The sequence below is a fragment of the Secundilactobacillus kimchicus JCM 15530 genome, assembly GCF_001433995.1.
Taxonomy (GTDB): domain Bacteria; phylum Bacillota; class Bacilli; order Lactobacillales; family Lactobacillaceae; genus Secundilactobacillus; species Secundilactobacillus kimchicus.
In genome coordinates this window covers 141,161-159,085 of record NZ_AZCX01000002.1, presented here as the reverse complement: position 1 = coordinate 159,085, position 17,925 = coordinate 141,161, and the positions used below count along the sequence as shown (strand labels likewise).

General features: G+C 47.1%; 19 protein-coding genes and 1 riboswitch. Of the genes, 9 read left to right on the top strand and 10 right to left on the bottom strand.

Annotated elements, in window-relative coordinates:
* Positions 1-5 precede the first annotated feature (5 nt).
* Positions 6-923 carry a VOC family protein gene (locus tag FC96_RS03220; RefSeq protein ID WP_056941993.1) on the top strand — a complete coding sequence of 306 codons (918 nt, stop codon included), beginning with the start codon at positions 6-8 and terminating at the stop codon, positions 921-923.
* On the opposite strand, the gene FC96_RS03215 is transcribed toward FC96_RS03220, so the two are convergent.
* A complete protein-coding gene (locus tag FC96_RS03215) occupies positions 924-1,580 on the bottom strand; it encodes a histidine phosphatase family protein (RefSeq protein WP_054659256.1) in 657 nt (218 codons plus the stop codon).
* Between the two features lie 176 nt (positions 1,581-1,756).
* Between FC96_RS03215 and FC96_RS03210 the strand changes: the two genes are divergently transcribed.
* Positions 1,757-3,895, top strand: a complete 2,139-nt coding sequence (locus FC96_RS03210; RefSeq protein WP_056941992.1) for an LTA synthase family protein — start codon at positions 1,757-1,759, stop codon at positions 3,893-3,895.
* A gap of 57 nt (positions 3,896-3,952) precedes the next feature.
* Here FC96_RS03210 and FC96_RS03205 read toward each other — a convergent pair whose 3' ends face one another.
* Both FC96_RS03205 and FC96_RS03200 read right to left on the bottom strand, forming a co-directional pair.
* A complete protein-coding gene (locus FC96_RS03205) occupies positions 3,953-4,942 on the bottom strand; it encodes an NAD(P)/FAD-dependent oxidoreductase (protein WP_156403145.1) in 990 nt (329 codons plus the stop codon).
* Positions 4,943-5,000: 58 nt separating this feature from the next.
* Positions 5,001-6,023 carry a PrsW family intramembrane metalloprotease gene (locus tag FC96_RS03200; protein WP_054659254.1) on the bottom strand — a complete coding sequence of 341 codons (1,023 nt, stop codon included), beginning with the start codon at positions 6,021-6,023 and terminating at the stop codon, positions 5,001-5,003.
* Between the two features lie 167 nt (positions 6,024-6,190).
* Between FC96_RS03200 and FC96_RS03195 the strand changes: the two genes are divergently transcribed.
* The gene (locus FC96_RS03195) at positions 6,191-7,150 is read left to right on the top strand and encodes a nucleoside hydrolase (protein ID WP_056941991.1); all 960 of its coding nucleotides are present in this window, start codon (positions 6,191-6,193) and stop codon (positions 7,148-7,150) included.
* 111 nt (positions 7,151-7,261) lie between these two features.
* Here FC96_RS03195 and FC96_RS03190 read toward each other — a convergent pair whose 3' ends face one another.
* The 4 genes from FC96_RS03190 to pyrF form a co-directional block, all read right to left on the bottom strand.
* On the bottom strand, positions 7,262-8,095 hold the full coding sequence (locus FC96_RS03190) for a Cof-type HAD-IIB family hydrolase (RefSeq protein WP_056941990.1): 834 nt from the start codon (positions 8,093-8,095) through the stop codon (positions 7,262-7,264).
* Positions 8,096-8,116: 21 nt separating this feature from the next.
* Positions 8,117-8,935 carry a Cof-type HAD-IIB family hydrolase gene (locus tag FC96_RS03185; protein WP_056941989.1) on the bottom strand — a complete coding sequence of 273 codons (819 nt, stop codon included), beginning with the start codon at positions 8,933-8,935 and terminating at the stop codon, positions 8,117-8,119.
* Between the two features lie 61 nt (positions 8,936-8,996).
* Positions 8,997-9,632, bottom strand: a complete 636-nt coding sequence (pyrE, locus tag FC96_RS03180; RefSeq protein ID WP_054659246.1) for an orotate phosphoribosyltransferase — start codon at positions 9,630-9,632, stop codon at positions 8,997-8,999.
* Entirely contained in the window at positions 9,629-10,345 is a 717-nt protein-coding gene (gene pyrF / locus FC96_RS03175) for an orotidine-5'-phosphate decarboxylase (protein WP_054659244.1), read from the bottom strand. The genes pyrE and pyrF overlap by 4 nt, the downstream gene beginning before the upstream one ends.
* Before the next feature lie 293 nt (positions 10,346-10,638).
* Here pyrF and FC96_RS03170 point away from each other — a divergent pair, with 293 nt between their 5' ends.
* The 5 genes from FC96_RS03170 to FC96_RS03150 all read left to right on the top strand — a co-directional run bounded on the left by FC96_RS03170 (position 10,639) and on the right by FC96_RS03150 (position 15,244).
* Entirely contained in the window at positions 10,639-11,877 is a 1,239-nt protein-coding gene (locus FC96_RS03170; RefSeq protein WP_056941988.1) for an MFS transporter, read from the top strand.
* A gap of 87 nt (positions 11,878-11,964) precedes the next feature.
* Positions 11,965-12,054, top strand: a riboswitch (TPP riboswitch).
* A 99-nt stretch (positions 12,055-12,153) separates the two neighbouring features.
* The gene (locus FC96_RS03165) at positions 12,154-12,726 is read left to right on the top strand and encodes an ECF transporter S component (protein WP_054659242.1); all 573 of its coding nucleotides are present in this window, start codon (positions 12,154-12,156) and stop codon (positions 12,724-12,726) included.
* A 22-nt stretch (positions 12,727-12,748) separates the two neighbouring features.
* The gene (locus tag FC96_RS03160) at positions 12,749-14,170 is read left to right on the top strand and encodes an ABC transporter ATP-binding protein (RefSeq protein WP_056941987.1); all 1,422 of its coding nucleotides are present in this window, start codon (positions 12,749-12,751) and stop codon (positions 14,168-14,170) included.
* A complete protein-coding gene (locus tag FC96_RS03155) occupies positions 14,167-14,829 on the top strand; it encodes an energy-coupling factor transporter transmembrane component T family protein (RefSeq protein ID WP_056941986.1) in 663 nt (220 codons plus the stop codon). The genes FC96_RS03160 and FC96_RS03155 overlap by 4 nt, the downstream gene beginning before the upstream one ends.
* Positions 14,830-14,884: 55 nt before the next feature.
* Entirely contained in the window at positions 14,885-15,244 is a 360-nt protein-coding gene (locus FC96_RS03150) for a hypothetical protein (RefSeq protein ID WP_056941985.1), read from the top strand.
* A gap of 64 nt (positions 15,245-15,308) precedes the next feature.
* Here FC96_RS03150 and FC96_RS03145 read toward each other — a convergent pair whose 3' ends face one another.
* The 3 genes from FC96_RS03145 to FC96_RS13270 all read right to left on the bottom strand — a co-directional run bounded on the left by FC96_RS03145 (position 15,309) and on the right by FC96_RS13270 (position 17,497).
* Entirely contained in the window at positions 15,309-15,890 is a 582-nt protein-coding gene (locus tag FC96_RS03145; RefSeq protein ID WP_056941984.1) for a hypothetical protein, read from the bottom strand.
* Positions 15,891-15,955: 65 nt separating this feature from the next.
* Positions 15,956-16,780 (bottom strand): HAD family hydrolase, encoded by an 825-nt coding sequence (locus FC96_RS03140; RefSeq protein WP_054659238.1) that lies wholly within the window; start codon positions 16,778-16,780, stop codon positions 15,956-15,958.
* A gap of 126 nt (positions 16,781-16,906) precedes the next feature.
* A complete protein-coding gene (locus tag FC96_RS13270) occupies positions 16,907-17,497 on the bottom strand; it encodes a C40 family peptidase (protein ID WP_056941983.1) in 591 nt (196 codons plus the stop codon).
* Positions 17,498-17,689: 192 nt separating this feature from the next.
* Here FC96_RS13270 and FC96_RS03130 point away from each other — a divergent pair, with 192 nt between their 5' ends.
* Positions 17,690-17,872, top strand: a complete 183-nt coding sequence (locus tag FC96_RS03130) for an LBP_cg2779 family protein (RefSeq protein WP_054659236.1) — start codon at positions 17,690-17,692, stop codon at positions 17,870-17,872.
* The last annotated feature ends 53 nt before the right edge of the window (positions 17,873-17,925 follow it).

The window sequence follows — 17,925 nt, the reverse complement described above, 5'->3', positions numbered from 1 at the left end:
CAGTTATGCAAACTCACCACATTTCGCTACTCACAAAGGATGCTAATCAAAACATCCGGTTTTACACCCACATCTTAGGGTTACGCCTCGTCAAAAATACTGTCAATCAAGAAAACATCCACATTCGTCATCTGTTTTACGGCGATAACTTGGGAACACCCGGTTCAGTCGTGACCTTTTTTGTCCTACCACTGCTGGGCCGCCGAACGGATGGCAACCACTTTATCAACGGTATCCGACTCGCAATCCCCCAGGGGAGTAGTGATTTTTGGATGACTCGGCTCACCAACAATCACGTGGTCCCAACCCAAACGACGACCGGCCTCACGTTTGACGATCCTGATCAGATTCCAATCGCCTTAGTTGAAACGCCAGAAACCCTAACCGACTGGCAAGTCGTCCCGAATAACGGCATTGAGGCCAAGAACCAAATTACCCGCTTTCTGGGTACCGAATTAGCCGTCCCAGACGTTGAGGCAACCGCAACATTCTTTGAACGGTTCTTAAACCTCACCGTGGCGAATCAGACTGTCCAGCTCGATCAACAAGCTGAGCTGACCTTGACGCCGACCACAAACTTCGAGCAGGTCACCAGATTCGGCCGTGGTAGTATCGACCATGTTGCCCTGCGTGTTGCCGATGAACAAACGTTACTCGACTATTATCAAAAAGCCCAAGAACAGGGATGGGACATTGAAATGTACCGTGATCGCGGTTGGTTTAAGAGTCTCTATATCAGAGAACCCGGCGATAACCGGATTGAACTTGCCACTCCGACGCCGGGATTCTCACTTGATGAGCCCATTCTAACCATGGGACACGACCTTGGCCTTACCCCAAAGTTTGAGTCCCACCGGCAAGAAATTCTTGATTATTACGCAACCCAAAACGTGGACTTTCACGAAGCTGAAACGCTCGATTAACTACTGATTATAGCTTTCAACAACAATATCATGATCAGTTAGCGTCAACCGCGTCAGGCTACCATTTGCAGGTCGCTCACTAAGATCATAGCGCCCTGCTGCATACCGTTCCATCAAGCTCAACAGCGTATTGCCGTGACTGATCAACAAGACATTATTGCCGTCTTTTAAGTCTGGATTAGCCCGAATGAGATCAAAGCCACGGTCAACCCGTTTCCAGTATTCATCGTTATCTTCGGCCTGGTGAAAAGGGTCAGCCGCCTTTAAGTAGTCCTTGGCTTTTCCGATTGAATACTTGGCCTGAATTGCTTTGAACGTTGGTAGGCCATGTGGTGCCCCTGCCAAGTACCACGCTTGATTCATATCAGTCCCTTCAAAGTACCCGTAGAACTCCTCACGGAAATTCATTGCTGTGAGGGGTTCTTTGACGTCTGAGACTAAATTAGCCTGCAAAATCAACTTGGCCGTCTCCATTGCCCGAGTGGTGTCTGAACAATAAGCGGCCGCAAATTTGGTGGTTTTAAGACGCTCGCCAGTCGCTACTGCCCCGTCAATCCCCTTTTGAGTCAGTGGCGAATTACTCCATCCCTGTAACTTGTTATAAATATTGAAGTAGGTCTGCCCGTGCCGAACAACGTATAAGTTTAAGCGTGTCATGATTTTACCTCCCTAAATTTGGTCGTTTCGACTTTAGTATAGCACCTTTCAATTGATTTCCACCGGTCATCAGACGCAATTAACAATTTGCTTAAATTGTCAGGATGAACCTGCAAGGGACGCTAATATCTGATAAACTGGTTACCATTAATGCATCATCTAAAGGAGCCATCATTTTGGAGTTTGTAAAACGTTTATGGGGAAAAACCAATACCCGTCTTGGCTTTGCGGCGCTATTACTTGTCTGCTTTTGGCTTAAGACGTTAATTGCTTACTTTGTGGACTTCCACATTGAGCTCAACGATCCGTTACAATTTTTCTTATACATTGTCAATCCAATTGCCGTCACGGTCATCTTTTTCAGCTTGGCCTTCTATATCAGGCGAACGTCACTGTTTTATACCGTTTTAATCATTCTCGACGTGTTAGGGACCGTTTTACTCTTCCTGAACGTCGTTTATTACCGAGAATTCACCGATTTTATGACGGTTGCCACGATGCTGGGCTATTCCAAAGTCAGTCAGGGGCTAAGTGGTAGCTCCATCGCCCTTTTCACCTGGCATGATATTTTTTACTGGCTCGATTTTATCGTCATTTTAGCGCTATTAATCTTTCGGAAAATAAAGCCTGACAACCGCCCACTCAATTGGAAGACTGGGGCGGCTACGACATCGTTAGGCTTCTTACTTTTTGGCGTTAATTTAGCCTTGGCCGAGGCTAACCGGCCGCAACTCTTGACCCGCGGATTTGACCGCAATTACATCGTTAAATACCTTGGGCTAGATGCGTTTACCATCTATGATGGCATCCGCACCCAACACACTAATGATGTCCGCGCAACAGCCAAAAAGTCCGAGTTAACAGGGATTTTGAAGTACACTAAAAACCACTATGCAAAGCCTAATCCGAAATACTTTGGCAAGGCCAAGGGTAAAAACATCATTGTGATTCACCTTGAAAGTTTCCAACAGTTTTTGATTGACAAAAAGATCAACGGTCGGGCTGTCACACCGTTTTTGAATAAACTCTATCATAGCCGGTCCACCTATGCGTTCGATAACTTCTTCCATGAAGTTGGCCAGGGAAAAACTAGTGACGCAGAAAACATGCTGGAAACCAGTACGTTTGGGCTCCCACAAGGATCGTTATTCGCCCAACTTGGCAACGATAACACCTTCCAAGGGGCACCGGCCATTCTAAAACAAAATGGTGATTACACCTCCGCTGTTTTCCACGGTAACGTGGCCAGCTTCTGGAATCGAAATAACACGTACAAAAACCTGGGGTATCAATACTTCTTTGATGCCAGTTATTACGATACTTCCGGCGATAAATCGCTGGGCTTTGGTCTTAAGGATAAACTCCTATTCAACGATTCAGTGAAGTACTTGCAACATTTACAACAGCCCTTCTACGTCAAATATCTGACCGTCAGCAATCATTTCCCGTTTGATCTTGACGCCGAGGACTCGAGCTTTAAAACCCCGGATACGGGCGATAAAGCGGTTGATAACTATTTTAAAACGGCCCACTATCTGGATCAATCTATCCGTGAATTCTACGCCTACCTTCACCGGACCGGGCTCGACAAAAAGTCGATTATCATGTTGTACGGTGACCACTACGGGATTTCCGATTCTGAAAACCCGAACCTCGCAAAAGTCTTAGGGAAGAATTCAGACAATTGGACCGACTTCGACAACGCTCAATTGCAGCGAGTCCCGCTCATGTTTAACATGCCGGGCACTACCGGCGGTCACATTGAGCACCAGTACGGCGGCGAAATTGACGTCTTACCGACCCTTCTTCACCTGATGGGAATCAACACGAAACAATTCGTGCAATTTGGGACGGACTTGTTCTCTAAAGATCATGATCAAATCGTTATTTTTAGAAATCAAGACTGGGTCTCGCCAAAATACACTGACTTGTCCGGGAAACTGTACAATAATCACACAGGACTGCGTATCGAAGAGCCCGATAAGAAGTTACAAGACTATGCTGACAAAGTCTCTGATCATGTGGACAACGCACTCTCACTCTCTGATTCGCTGAATGAGAAGGACCTGCTACGATTCTATCATCCCAAGGGATTCAAGGCCGTTAACTCCAAGGACTATAACTACGCTAATGAGTACCGAAAAGAACTGGAAATTGAAAAGAAACTCGGTAACAAATCAACCAGTCTATTTAGTCAAAACGGTAATAAGAGTACGCAAAGTCTCTTCGCAACCGACGCACCTGAAATTCACCACAAATCAACCGACTCTAACCGCATTAAGATTACGAATCCGGATGATCCAAGTGGTCAGTAACCCATGCTAATTAAAAAGCCTGAAACGATGACAATGAGTCGTCGTTTCAGGCTTTTTTTATTCCTTAGACAAAGAGGTACTGTGAACCGGCCCACGCCGATCCGGGTATAGTTGATTCATCGCTGCGTTCACCGCAATTGGTGCTTCACCGTAACCACTTGCAATCAAGGCTTGTTTGCCGGCGTATGTGACCCCATCGCCAATCGCATAGATCCCCGGTTCACTGGTTAACATTGTTGAGTCAACCTTAAAGAGGTGATGCTCCGCGTCGAGATCAAGATGCCAACCATCGACTACTTTGTGATCCGACGTGAAGCCATAACTGACCACCACGTCGTCAACCGTCTGCACGACCAGCGGGTCATCGGTGCGCATCTTTTTCAGGCCAACTTTTAACTCACCGTTTTTTTCCGTCACAGCCTTAATCAGGTAAGGTGTCATGACGTTTACATCAGAAGCTTCAAGCCTAGATACCGAATGCTCTAACGCTCGGAAAGTGTCTCGTCGATGAACTAGGGTGACTGAGGTGGCAACCTCCTCAAGCATCATCGCCTGATCAAGAGCAGCGTCCCCACCACCAGCAATGATGACTCGCTTGTTAGCAAAGTGGGAAAGGTCACTCACAGAATAGAAAAGGTGCTTATTTTCCAAGTCAGCTGCGTTCTCAATTGCTAAGCGGCGGGGTGAAAACGACCCGTTTCCCACCGCAATAATAACGGTTTTCGTGTGGGTTGTTTCAACTGGTGTGACCACATCAAAGCCGGTTGCCGTCCGAACAATGTCGGTCACCGCTTGATTGGTTTTAATCTCAATTGGAAAATCATTGAGCTGCGTGATTTGCTGTTGAATCAATTGTTGACCCCGAATGGCTGGGAAGCCGGCAACGTCTAAAATCTTCTTTTCCGGATACAACGCTTGAACCTGGCCACCCAGATCCGGGAGACTTTCAATTAGTTGGGCCTTAGCTTCACGGAGCCCCGCATAAAAGCCCGCAAAAATCCCAGCCGGTCCGCCACCAATAATTGTGATATCGTAAGTCGTTTCCATATTTGTCATTCCTTTAATTCGGCTTCCCAAGGCCAATCGCCTTGTTCCACACTCTCTTTTAATTAATAATTCGTTGACCCTGAAGGGTTCGGACTTCACGTAAACCCGCATTAATCAACACAAAAATTGCAATCCAGGCAATGGCAATGAGAATCCACGTTTGAATGTCGAACGGGTCGTTAAATGGCAAGGGAATCTGCCAATCCCAAACCGCGTGAAGGAGCACGGCTAAAACATAAAATCGGAGAAACTTCGGCCGAACCATAATCTTCCCCTGAACTGGCTGACGCCGCTCCTTAGCTAAAATGATAGCCGCCCCAATAATGGCTGACCAAATTGTATGGGTCCCAATGGTCTGCCAGCTTCTAACAAATAGCGTAGCTAACCCGAATTGATCCGTGTAGCCTGAGGTTTCAAAAACCGCAAAGCCAGCGCCCACACAAGCCCCAATCAACAGCCCGTTGAAGATGTAATTGACCTTAAATGAATTGATAAAGTACCCAATAATCAACATTTTAGCCGTTTCTTCAATAAACCCGATGGCCAGTGCTGAACCGAGCCCTACCCCGTTTCCAGACGGAATGATTTCGTAAAAGATCATGGTTGCCACTAGTGACGCAATGCCGCCAATCAAGAAGACCTGCATGGCCTGGAAAACCGAAATATTTTTATACACGTTAATTTCAAAGAACATAATTGTTAGCGAAAAAGGAACCGCTAGCGAGCCAATAAAAATCATTCCCGGAACGGCCTTATTGCTATGGAAGACCATAAATAACATGGTCAGTAATCCAAAACTAATCCCCAGTAAGGCTAATACCCGGGAAAATAACCACGGCTTCACTGGGGCCGATGAAACAGTGGTTAACGGCGGGGTTGTTGTTTTGGTTCCCACAATAAACAATGCATCTGCTTCGTCCTTATTATGGGGTTTGAACACCTCAGAAAACATCCGAAACATGTGAATTTCAACGGCCTCATCTTCACCTGTCCATTCGTTAAGCTCCTTTGTAGCGTCCGCTAATAACCGATTTTCACGGTGTTTTTGGTTGAACGTCTCGTTATCTGACTTCTCCGCCATCGCTTCACCAACTTTCCTTTAATTCGATTCTTCCATTCTAACCCAAAATAGGTGTTTTTGCAGGTGGTGATCCTCATTTAACCCTGTTGTTCCCCTTGTTTTCGGGGAACGCTTACATTATGATTGATGAGTGACCTAGTTTATTATTAACAACCTGGAGGGACATCATGGCTACTAAAAAAATGATCTTAGACTTAGATACCGGGATCGACGACGCAATGGCAATTGCTTACGCTGTCGCTGATCCAGAAGTCGATTTAATCGGTATCGTTGGGTCGTACGGTAACGTCTACGTCAAAGAAGGCGGCATCAACTCACTCAAGATTTTGGAACTCCTCGGGGCAACCGACGTTCCCGTTTACCTTGGTGAGAGCCACTCTCTAACGACCGACCACTTTGACCGGATGCCAATTAGTGCTCAAATACACGGTGAAAATGGGATTGGTCAAGTCAACTTACCTGAACCAAAACGCCAATTAGAGGCTGGTTCTGGTGTCGACTTCTTAATTGAGTCAGCTAAAAAGTATGGCCAAAACTTGATTTTTGTCCCAACCGGTCCCATGACCAACTTGGCCAAGGCCCTTGAAAAGGACCGTGACGCTATTTTGAGTATTGGTAACGTCACGTTTATGGGCGGCGCTTTAACCGTTGAGGGTAACGTCAACGCCTACGCCGAAGCTAACATTAACCAGGACGCCGAGGCGGCAAACGTCGTATTAACGAGTCCCCTCAAGTTAACCATGGTCGGTTTAGACGTCACGTTGCGGACCCTTTTGACCCGCAAGGAAACGGCTCAGTGGCGTGAATTAAACACAGCTGCCGGCACTGCGTTCGCCGACATTGTGGATTACTACATCGACGCATACGCCGATACCAACTCCCAGCTTGACGGTTGCGCACTGCACGACCCCTTGGCCGTCGGAGTGGCCATTGATCCAAGCTTTATCACGACGTTAGACCTCAATATGTTCGTGGCGACGGACCCTGATCACTACGGCCGGACAATTGGCGATCAGGCACGAATTAACGATCCCGAAACCAACGTCAAAGTTGGGTTGACCGTCGATCGACAACGTTACTTAACGGCCTTTATGGACCACTTAACCGGGCTGTTTAAGCAACATTAAAATAACGACCCACTAAATAGGCCAATTAAAAGGCGATGAGCTCGTAACCAGCAAGCTCATCGCCTTTTGCGTACCATTCAAATCGGCGTTTAGGCCGTTTTCAATCAGTTTCTAGCGACCGATTGGATTGGGTTTCGCACCTTTATCCTCAAAATAATTCGTCACAAATTTCGCAACACCATCGTTTTCATTCGTATCCGTATGGTAAGGCGTTAACGCCAAAATTTCGGGAATAGAATTGGCCATGGCCACGCCCACTGATGCTGCCTTCAGCATTCCCGCATCATTTTCTGCGTCACCAAAAGCCATGAGATGACTAAAGTCAAGGTCAAAATGGTGAAGTAAAGCTTTTAATCCAGCCGCCTTATCCGTGGTTGGACTTAGAAATTCTAAAATGTGAGGTTGTGACCGAACAATGTGATACTGTTGGCGCAATTCATCAGGAATGGCGGCAATAACCGTATCAACCTCTGCCGGTTTGGCCGCAACGACAACCTTTGCGTACGTTTTATCTGGTAACTCAGAAAAAGTCAATGCTGAGAACGGAATCAAGCCACCAAGACCGTCCTCATAAATTGATTTTTTCATATCGGTAATCGGGTAGACCTGATCAAAATCCAAGACATCCATCACAAAATGATTGTCTTTTAAAAAGTGGTACAGCGGGTCTAACTCTGCTTTGGTGATCCCCTGTTTTGCAATCGGTTCGCGACTTGTATTATTAATCACCAACGCCCCGTTAAACGTGATAGTAAAATCTGCTGGGTTTGTTAATCCGAGCTGTTCAATCAAGTGCCAAATAGCATTGATTGGCCGACCCGTGCATAATACCACGTAGATCCCCTGTTTTCTCACCTGTTTCAAGACCGTTTCATTCACAACACTAATTGTTTTATCGTCCTTTAACAGCGTGTTATCAAGGTCTAACGCAATCATTTTTATCATCGAATTTACTCCATTTCTCATCTAATTTGCCTCACGGTTTAAGTGGTCAGCGATGACGTCCAAGACGCCGTCATGATTATTATCCAATTTGGTCACATTTGCGGCTGCCGTTTGCGTACGCTGCGTTGCATTGGCCATCGCATAACCGAACTTCGCTAAGTGCAACATTTCGATATCGTTGGCATTGTCGCCAAATGCCATTGTCTCAGCCGCTGAAATCCCCCATTTTTGCTGGAGTTTTTTTAGGCCATAGGCTTTATTAACGTGGGGTAAAATAACGTCGAGACCGCCCAAACCACTTGACGTGGCCCTTAGTTGTCCCGCAAATGCGGTATTAAATCGTTGTTCCTGGGCACTGACATCGGCGTTTAACCACGTAAAATCGAGTTTAAAAATATCGTCTTTGACGTCGTTCAAATCAAGCACCGAAGTGAGGTTGTTATAAAAATACTGAGAGCGAGCAAACCGTTGACTACTAGCTGGCATTTCGGTGTAAGCCCCCTGGCGGCCAGACAAAATCAGCCAGGCTGGCTTGAACATGGCATCATTTTCCCGCCAGCTTAACACTTTTTTGACTAAGTCAGGCGCGATCACATCTTCGCTGAGGACAATCTCTTCGTCCACAATATACGCGCCGTTTTCGGCAACGTAAGTGATATCACCTTTAATATCTTGAAAGTATGGTGGTAAGTGTGGATAATGATTGCCACTAGCAACCACAAAGCGAATCCCACGTTGTGTCATTTGCGTCATTAATTGCTGAAATCGAAGGTGATTATAGTGTCCATCATCGTCCAAAAAAGTCCCATCCATATCAGTTGCAATCAATTTAATTGTCAAGTCTCGCCACCTCCAATGTATGTTCATTATACAAGAAGGAAGTGGGGGCTGTCAGCCCCGATTAATTAGATTGCCAATGCCAGGGATCCTCGCGCCACTTTGACAGAGACTGGACTTCTTCAAGCGTCATATTCCCCGCTTTTTGAGCTTGCTCGACCAGCGTCGAATAAGTGGTTAGGGTGTGCAAAATTGTTTTCGCATTGGCAAAATTTTGGGTACTATCGGGCAGCTCATAGCTAAAAATGGCTGCAACGCCAAGCACGGTAGCACCAGCTTGACGCACCGCTTCGGCGGCTTGAAGAACACTGCCGCCGGTTGAAATAAGATCATCAATTAATACCACGCGATCGGATACCGTTAACTGGCCTTCAATCTGCCGGCCCGTTCCGTGGTCCTTCGGCTTAGACCGAACGTAGCTCATCGGCAGTTGTAATCGATCTGCAACTAAAGCGGCATGGGGAATGCCAGCTGTCGCTACGCCTGCGATAACCGTTGCTTCAGGATACTCATGGTCAATTAAAGTTGCAAGACCATCGGCAATGTGAGACCGAACCGTCGGAAAGCCAATTGTTTTGCGATTATCCGTGTAAATTGGGGCTAAAATACCACTTGCCCACTGATAAGGTTGGCTCGGGCTAAAAGTCACCGCTTCAATGTCCAATAAGTCGCTTGCAATCTGAGTCGCCATTTCTGTCATTTGGTCATCCTCCATTCCTGTAACACTGTTTGATAGGCTGCTATTGGATCTGGTGCCTGAGTAATTGTTCGACCCACGACTAGGCCGTTACTCCCAAGGCGGCGCGCATCACTCGGTGTCACGACCCGTTTTTGATCATCCGCCACATCGGTTGCTAAGCGAATGCCTGGATTGATACACAAAAATTCGTCGCGCGTTGCCGCATGAATCTGGCGGTCCTCTAGTGCGGAACTAACCACCCCATCCGCCCCACTTGCATCTGCTAGCTGAGCTAGGTGGGTCACCGCTTTGGCCAGTGGCACGCTAACGAGTTGCTCGCTTTGCATTTGCTGTTCGGATGTTGAAGTTAACTGGGTGATCGCCAGCAACTTAGCGGCACTTACGCCAGCAATTTGGCTACCCTGATCCAAGCCGATCCGCGCCCGACGCATCATTTCAGCGCCTCCCGCAGCGTGGACCGTCACCATATCCACGCCCTGCTGGCCCAGTTGAAACATCGCCTGTTCAACCGTGTTCGGAATATCATAGAGCTTAAGATCTAGAAAAACGCGAATGCCACGTCGCTTTAATTCCCGTAAAATAGCGGGTCCTTCGAAATAGAAAAGTTCCATGCCAACTTTCACAAATAAATCAGATTGCTGCTTAAACTGGTCTAGAAACGTCAGCGTTTCATTGGCGTCGCGAAAATCTAACGCAATAATAACGGGTCCCATAACGTCTATCCTTTCTGCACAAAAAAACCGTTCAGCACCCGGCTAAACGGTTCATCAAAAGACTACCCACTAGTAGTTTGTCCGATCACCTTTTTAGTCTCACAGGGCTAAGTTAAAGTTATTTTTATTAGCTTACTGCAATTCAAGGCCTGCCGTCAACTCCGAATTATAATTCTTATTTTTGGGTAAGTGTTGCTATTTTAAAAAGTCTGTGGCATTATACAGGCAACAACGACGGCTACCCGTCAGAAATAACGAATGCCCGTGAGCATTCATTTTGGAGGAATTGAATAATGGAATCTACCTTACGCGACCACACGTTAACAACCAACCAGAAGTGGACAATTGCATCGACTTCAGCAGGGTTTGCCCTTGAGAATATGGACGTCATGTTCCTCTCATTTGCCCTGTCGTCGATCATTAGCGATCTCCACATTAATGGTGCTCAGGCGGGACTCATCTCGTCGATTACCAACCTGGGGATGTTAGCGGGTGGTATTTTATTTGGCCTTCTTGCTGATCGATTTGGCCGGGTCAAAACGTTTTCCCACACCGTTTTTATTTTCGCCTTCGCCACGGCCGCAATGTACTTTGCCAATAACATCACCCTCGTCTATTTGTTCCGGTTCATAGCTGGTATCGGTGCCGGTGGGGAATACGGCGTCGGTATCACGTTGATTGCCGAGAATTTTGCCCATAACAAGATTGGCAAAATGACGTCAGTTGCAGCAATTGGCGGTCAAATTGGGGCTGTATTGGCAGCTATCGGGGCATCGGTTATCATTCCAATGCTAGGTTGGCGAGCCCTTTTTGTTTTTGGTTTGGTCCCTGTTGCACTGACTTACTTCATTCGACGCCACTTGCATGAAAGCGACGAATTTATCGCGGCTAAACGAGCGCAATCTGATTCCAAGAAACGCGTCCGGATGCGCGAGCTTTTCAAGACCCCCCGTCTTGCCTACCAGACCCTGGCTTTAATGGTCATGGTCGTCGTCCAAATTGCTGGTTACTTTGGCCTAATGAACTGGTTACCCTCAATTATGCAACAAAAACTTGGCTTGAGTGTCTCTGGTTCTTCCATTTGGATGATTGCCACCATTGCTGGAATGAGCGTTGGTATGATGACGTTTGGTAGCATTCTGGATTACTTTGGACCGCGGCGCGCATTCGGGTTCTTCCTCTTGGCTTCAGCCTTCGCCGTTTTCGGCATGACATTCGCCTACAATCAGGTGACCCTACTTATCGCGGGCGCCGTGCTCGGATTCTTCTCTAACGGCATGTTTGGCGGGTATGGCGCCGTTATTAGCCGCTTATACCCAACAGAAATCCGCTCGACGGCCAATAACGTCATCGTCAACGTGGGTCGAGCTATTGGTGGTTTCTCATCCGTCGTCATTGGCCTTTTGATGGACCACTACTCGCTCTTGATTGTCATGGGATTTTTGGCCAGCTTATACGTCATCAGTTTCGCAACAATGCTCACAATCCCGGCGCTCAAGCACCTGGGCGTGGTGAATGAACAAGAAGGGTGACACAAAGCGTTTAGCTCCCGGAACGCACTCAAAAAAACAACTCCTAGTTGCATTTCACCAGAGAAGCAGGTACACTACTACTGAACTAAACGTTATCTGGGGTGCCTTTTGGCTGAGATACACCCATTGAACCTGATCTGGTTAGTACCAGCGAAGGGAGCATAATGGAACATGACTGAATCCAAATGCCAAAAGGACGATTCCCATTTTTCTGGGAGTGGTCCTTTTTTTCATTTCGATGCGTTTAGTCTCAAAATTTTTTTAGGAGGCTATGAGATGTCAAAAACAAACGCTTGGCATTTACGTGACATTATTTTACTGACATTGATTGCGATTTTCTTTGGCGTCATTTATTGGGTGATTGGACCGCTTTATAACCTACTAACTGTTGCGCTAACACCAGTTGGATTAGGGCCAGCGGCCAACGATATTTTGATGGGGGTCTGGGTTATGGCCGGGCCACTAGCGGGCTACGTCTTTCGGAAGGTCGGCGCCGCCACCCTTGGCGAATTCTTGGGTGCGGTCGTTGAAATGTTTTTCGGCGGTCAATGGGGTGCTAGCACGATGATTTCAGGTGTCGTTCAAGGTCTTGGATCTGAATTAGGGTTCGCCCTAACAGGGTACAAGCGATACGACTGGACCAGCCTCGGCTTAAGTGTGGTGACCACCACCATTGTGACGTTCGGCTGGGACCTCTTTAGAAACGGCTATGCTGCTTACCATATCGGCTTGCTGGTGGCGCTGTTTGTTATTCGTTTGGCCTCTACGTTCATTTTTGCGGGCGTTTTGACGCGGGCCATCACCAACCTGCTTGACCGGACTCACTTACTGAGTCGTCGAAGTGCTTAAACTGTTGAAATGAGGCGCCACCATGGCATTTGTGAAACTTTCAGATTTAACGATTCAATATCAAAGTTACGATTCTAAGGTGGCGTGGCCGCCCACGATTGACCATCTGTCGGCAACGTTTGAATCAGGGACGCTCACCCTGTTAACGGGGCCGTCGGGGTCGGGAAAGTCCACCCTACTTAAAACCATTGCTGGCTTGTATCCTAAGTTTGGGGAAGCCAGTGTGAGTGGATCAGTCACGATTGAGACGTCATCCACCCAACCACGAGTTGCCATGATGTTTCAAGATCCCAACCAACAGTTTGCCATGGACACCGTCGAACGTGAGTTACGGTTTGCTTTAGAAAATCTCCAAGTTGAGGCGGATAAAATTGACGACCAGGTTCAAGCCGCGCTCGATTACGTTGGCATTTCCAATCTTCGTCACCGACAACTCAATAACTTGTCGGGTGGGGAGAAGCAGAAGGTCGCTCTAGCCATTATCGTGGCTATGGATAGTGAGGTTATTTTGCTGGACGAGCCGTTTGCTAGTATTGACCCTGCCGCTCGCCAGACGCTGCTTATCAAGTTACGTCAACTAAACCAAGAGGCGCATAAAACTGTGATTATCGCCGATCATGATTTGCTGAACTACGAGCCCTATGTTGACGGCCTTGTCCGCTTAAGTGATGATGGTCACCAACTACGATTTTTTGATCGCGACGCAGCACACGATGTTTTTGAGGCCTTTAAAAACTCAGCTCAACTGGATATTTCCGTAACACTGCCGCAACCGAATGAACCAACTGCGGTGACATTGAATCAGACGAGTCTAATTGCCGGCGACCGAACCCTTTTAAAACCGACATCTTTTACTTTTCCCGAACACCGCGTGATTCTATTGACCGGAATCAACGGAAGCGGCAAGTCCACCCTACTACGAGCTATAACTAACCTTTCCAACTACATTGGCGACATTACGGTAGCTGGGGTATCGACTTCGCGTTTTCATAAAAACCAACGTTATCAACAAGTTGGCCTGGTGTTCCAAGAGGCTGATGACCAGTTTTTAAACGTTACGGTAGCCGAGGAACTGGCGCTATCTCTCAAACATAGTCGCCATCCTGAATACTTTCAAGCACGCTTAGATGATGATTTGAACAACCTGGGGTTAGCTGACCTGCGGGAACATGTCGTTTATAGTTTGAGCGGTGGGCAAAAAAAGAAGCTCCAAATTCTTATCATGTTAATCATGGCCACCCCGATTTTACTGCTGGATGAACCTTTTACTGGGCTGGATTTACAATCACTGAACACCGTGGTTGCCTTGGTCAAAGACGTGCAACAGGCGTTTAAGCTGACGTTAATCATGATCAGCCACCAGTTACAGGGCCTAGCCCCACTGATTGACTACCATGCTGTTTTAGCTAATCAAACGCTAACGTATGTGGAGGCGATTCGATGAACCCGACACTAAAATTCGTTTTAGCCGTGTTAATTGCCCTAGAAATTTCATTTACCAGTAGCTGGACTGTTAACGTTATTTTAGCGGTCATCGGACTGGTGATCATTTTGGCCGCCCGGCCCGGCTGGAAACGATTATTGAGCCTTATCTTCTGGCCGTTAATCCCCGCTGTTGCCCTTGCCGTTGCCATTCTCATGCAATCTCGTTCGACAGGAAACACACAATTCGCAATAGTTCTGTTTACAAGAATTTACGCCTACGTGTTTATTGGATCGGCGGCCACTTTGACGACGCCAATCTATGAACTCGTCATGTCTCTAGAACAAAACGCCCACGTTCCAACAAAGTTCGCTTATGGTTTTTTAGGGGGCTTTAACCTGATGCCAAAAATTGTTACCGAGGTTAAAACGATTCGCGTTGCCGCTTTAATGCGCGGCGAGACCCTCCACTTTTGGTCACCGCAACTGTACTTTAAGGCCATTATTGCAGCGTTACGCTGGTCTGAAAATCTGGCAGAGGCCATGACATCCCACGGGTTTGTTGAGGATGCGCCGCGCACCCATCGCGTGACAGTTCGGATTCGGTCTCGCGACTGGATAATCGCCATTGGGAGTTTGATCCTTCTTCAAGGCCTATTATTTGGCCTGCATTTAGCTTAGGGATACCCAATCCCATTAAAAAGTTTTATAATGTTTTTAAAGAAGGTGATTCGAAATGACAAAACAGCCGCTAAAATTTACCACCGTTTTTGGCATTGCTATGATTGCCATTGGCTTAATCCTTGAAATTGGAGCCCTGTTTTACCATATCGGCTCACGGGATAGTGCTGAGGCCGTCTTTACCGGTGCAATAGCCTTGAGCGTGGGTAATGCGTTTATGATTTCGCATTCTCTCAAATTATCGCTGACACTTTCTGTTCTCGGGTCACTGGGCGTTGGTTACTTTGTCTTCGTCTCCACTCACTTTAATTGGCTATGGTTTATCGTTGCGGTTATCGCATTTGTAGCCTTTATGATTTCGCTGCTTAAACTCCGAGAAACGGTTCGCATCAACCATAATACTTGGCAAGATTAATCAATGAACAACCAAAAAACGACACGTGTGAACTCATCACACGTGTCGTTTTTGATTGCGCTTATTATTTCACGCGACCGACAACGTAGTAGCTGGCGCCACCATTATCGGACCGTAATAGTTGACCGCTTGTGTTGGTTTGAAACCAAGCAACGGTCGGATTAACTGAGGGGTCAACCCCTTGATTTTGCATGTTCTTTGATTGGTGATTTTCCTGGACCTGAACGGTGTAAATACCGTTGAACTGGGTTGCAGCCATAAGCAGATCCTGCCGTTTGTACTGACTGCTCATCTGGTTGGCTACAGCATTTAGAACGGCCGTTTTGGAAACCCGGTTCTTTCGTTTATGCGTTGGTGAGTTCCAACTGGCACTCGTTGATTGATCAGCCGCTGAAGACTGCTGCGAAGCTTGCGAACTAGACGAAGCGACCGTGGCACTTTGCGAACTCGTCGCTGTTGATGATGAATCGCTTGACTGCGACGCCACGCTTGAACTTGATTCACTAGGCTTAGAGCTTGAAGAAACCGTTGAAGAGGTGGCTTCGGACTTCTGATGCTGACCGCCACACCCCACTAAAACGCCAGCGAGTAACACAGGTATTAACAATCCAATAACCTTTTTTTTCATTGTTTTGGTGATGGCCACTTGGCCACACCCTCCCCCCTTTGTTGTTCTAAGTTCATTATATCATCATTGCCAATTGAGACCATTTAGTTATCGCTCAAAACTAACTTTTCAATTGCTTCAGCGACCCCTGATTCATAATCGGCTGTCGTGATCAACTTAGCGACAGCTTGAACTTCAGGAATCCCGTTAGCAACGGCCACCGGCATGCCCACTCGTCGTAACATCGGCAAGTCATTGGCGTTATCCCCGATTGCAATAATTTCTGCTGGTGAAATTCCCAGTCGATCCCCCAGCTCAATCGTAGCGGTTCCTTTGTCGACACCATAGTGGTTGGCTTCAACGTAGATGCCAGACGAATACGTACAATTTATCTGACCGTCAAAGGCCGCGTTAACTGCTTGAAATAGCGCCGTTTGAACGTTAGCACTTGGGTTCATGGCAATGACCTTAATGATGGTCTCTCCAGCTAGCGACCCTAAATCCATCGTTTCAAGAGCACTGAACGGCACACCACGGGTTTTCAAATACGCCTGATCATCGGCGCGTAATCGGTAAATGTACAGATTGGTTAGGGTATACACGTGAACGTCTGTCTCAGGAAATGCTCGCATCACATCGAAAACCTTTTGGGCTTCCGATTGCGGCATCCCATTTGTTGCCAAAACCTGATTACCAGCATTTTCAACAATTGCGCCACCGTTATAGGAAATCACATACTCGTCTGGCTGATTAACCAGTCCTAACGTTTCTAAGAGTGGCTGAACGGTTAAGTAATTCCGACCCGTGTTGGGAACAAACTTGATGCCACGTGCCGTTGCCGCCTTAATCGCAGCAATGTTGCTGTCAGAAATGCTACCATCCGCGCGCAGTAACGTTTCATCTAGGTCACTCACAATCATTTTATACATCGTCGTTCCTCCGTTAGTAAGCTAAGTCCATGATGACAAACCCAGCGCAGACCGTCAACCTAAATGTCGTCGGATTGGCGCTTTTTCGGAAAAATAAAAAAGTAGGCTAAGGCCTACTTTTCGCTGTTAATGAGTCACTGTTCCCGCAAAACTTGGCATGAAGAACGTACTGATTGTTTCAATGTCAACATTTTGGCCGGGTTGTGGTGCCGCAACGAATTGGTTGTCGCCGATGTAAATCGCGACATGGTAAGAAGCCCCTTGGTCCCCCCAAAAGAGCAGGTCACCAGGTTTCGCATCCGCTACCGACTTTTTTGCCACATGACTTTCTTGGGTCACTGTGTAGTGTCCTAGTGAAATGCCAGCCGCGTGTTGATAGACCCAGTCCGTCAACCCTGAACAGTCCATCCCACTCATGGATTCGCCACCCCAGACGTATGGAATCCCGTCACCGGCCAAGTCCTTCGCCATCGCCACGACCTTTTGGGCCTGCGTTGCATTTTCGGTCACGTCCTGACTAGTCGTTGCAGCTGAAACGGTTGTGGTCGCCGTCGTTGCGGGGTAAACGTAATTGCGACCCGTGACTGCCTTATAGGCCTGATCTGCTGCAGTTTGATTAGGTAACGCTTGAATGGTTGCTGCATTAGCATTCACCACTGCGCCGCCTAAAAAACCGAGCCCCGCAATAGCGACTAATGCCATCTGTTTTAACTTCAAAAAAATTCACCTCATTGAATTCAATCCCTAATAAGGGATCGTTTACACGCTGAACTACGCAACTCTTATCATATCACATCAACCAGCCCTTGAACCATTGCTTTTAAATGGAATCAGGTCGCTGAATTGCCCTTTTTTTGAAAAATCGGCTATAATAAAGTGGATTAAGGTAGTTCAAGACGGAGGGATAACATGGAAGAAGAAGTAAGCGGCATTGCTGAAGAAATTATTCAATACCAGAAGAAACACGAAATGACAGACGGGGACCTGGCCCTTAATATTCACACCACAATTGAAAAACTCCATGACATCAAGTCAATGGAGTACCAACCAACCCCCGAAGAAGTCGCTCAACTTCGGAAGTTTATTGGTTAGTGATTATCTAAACGTCAATCAGAACGTCAAAAGAAGCAGGCTCGCTAATTGAG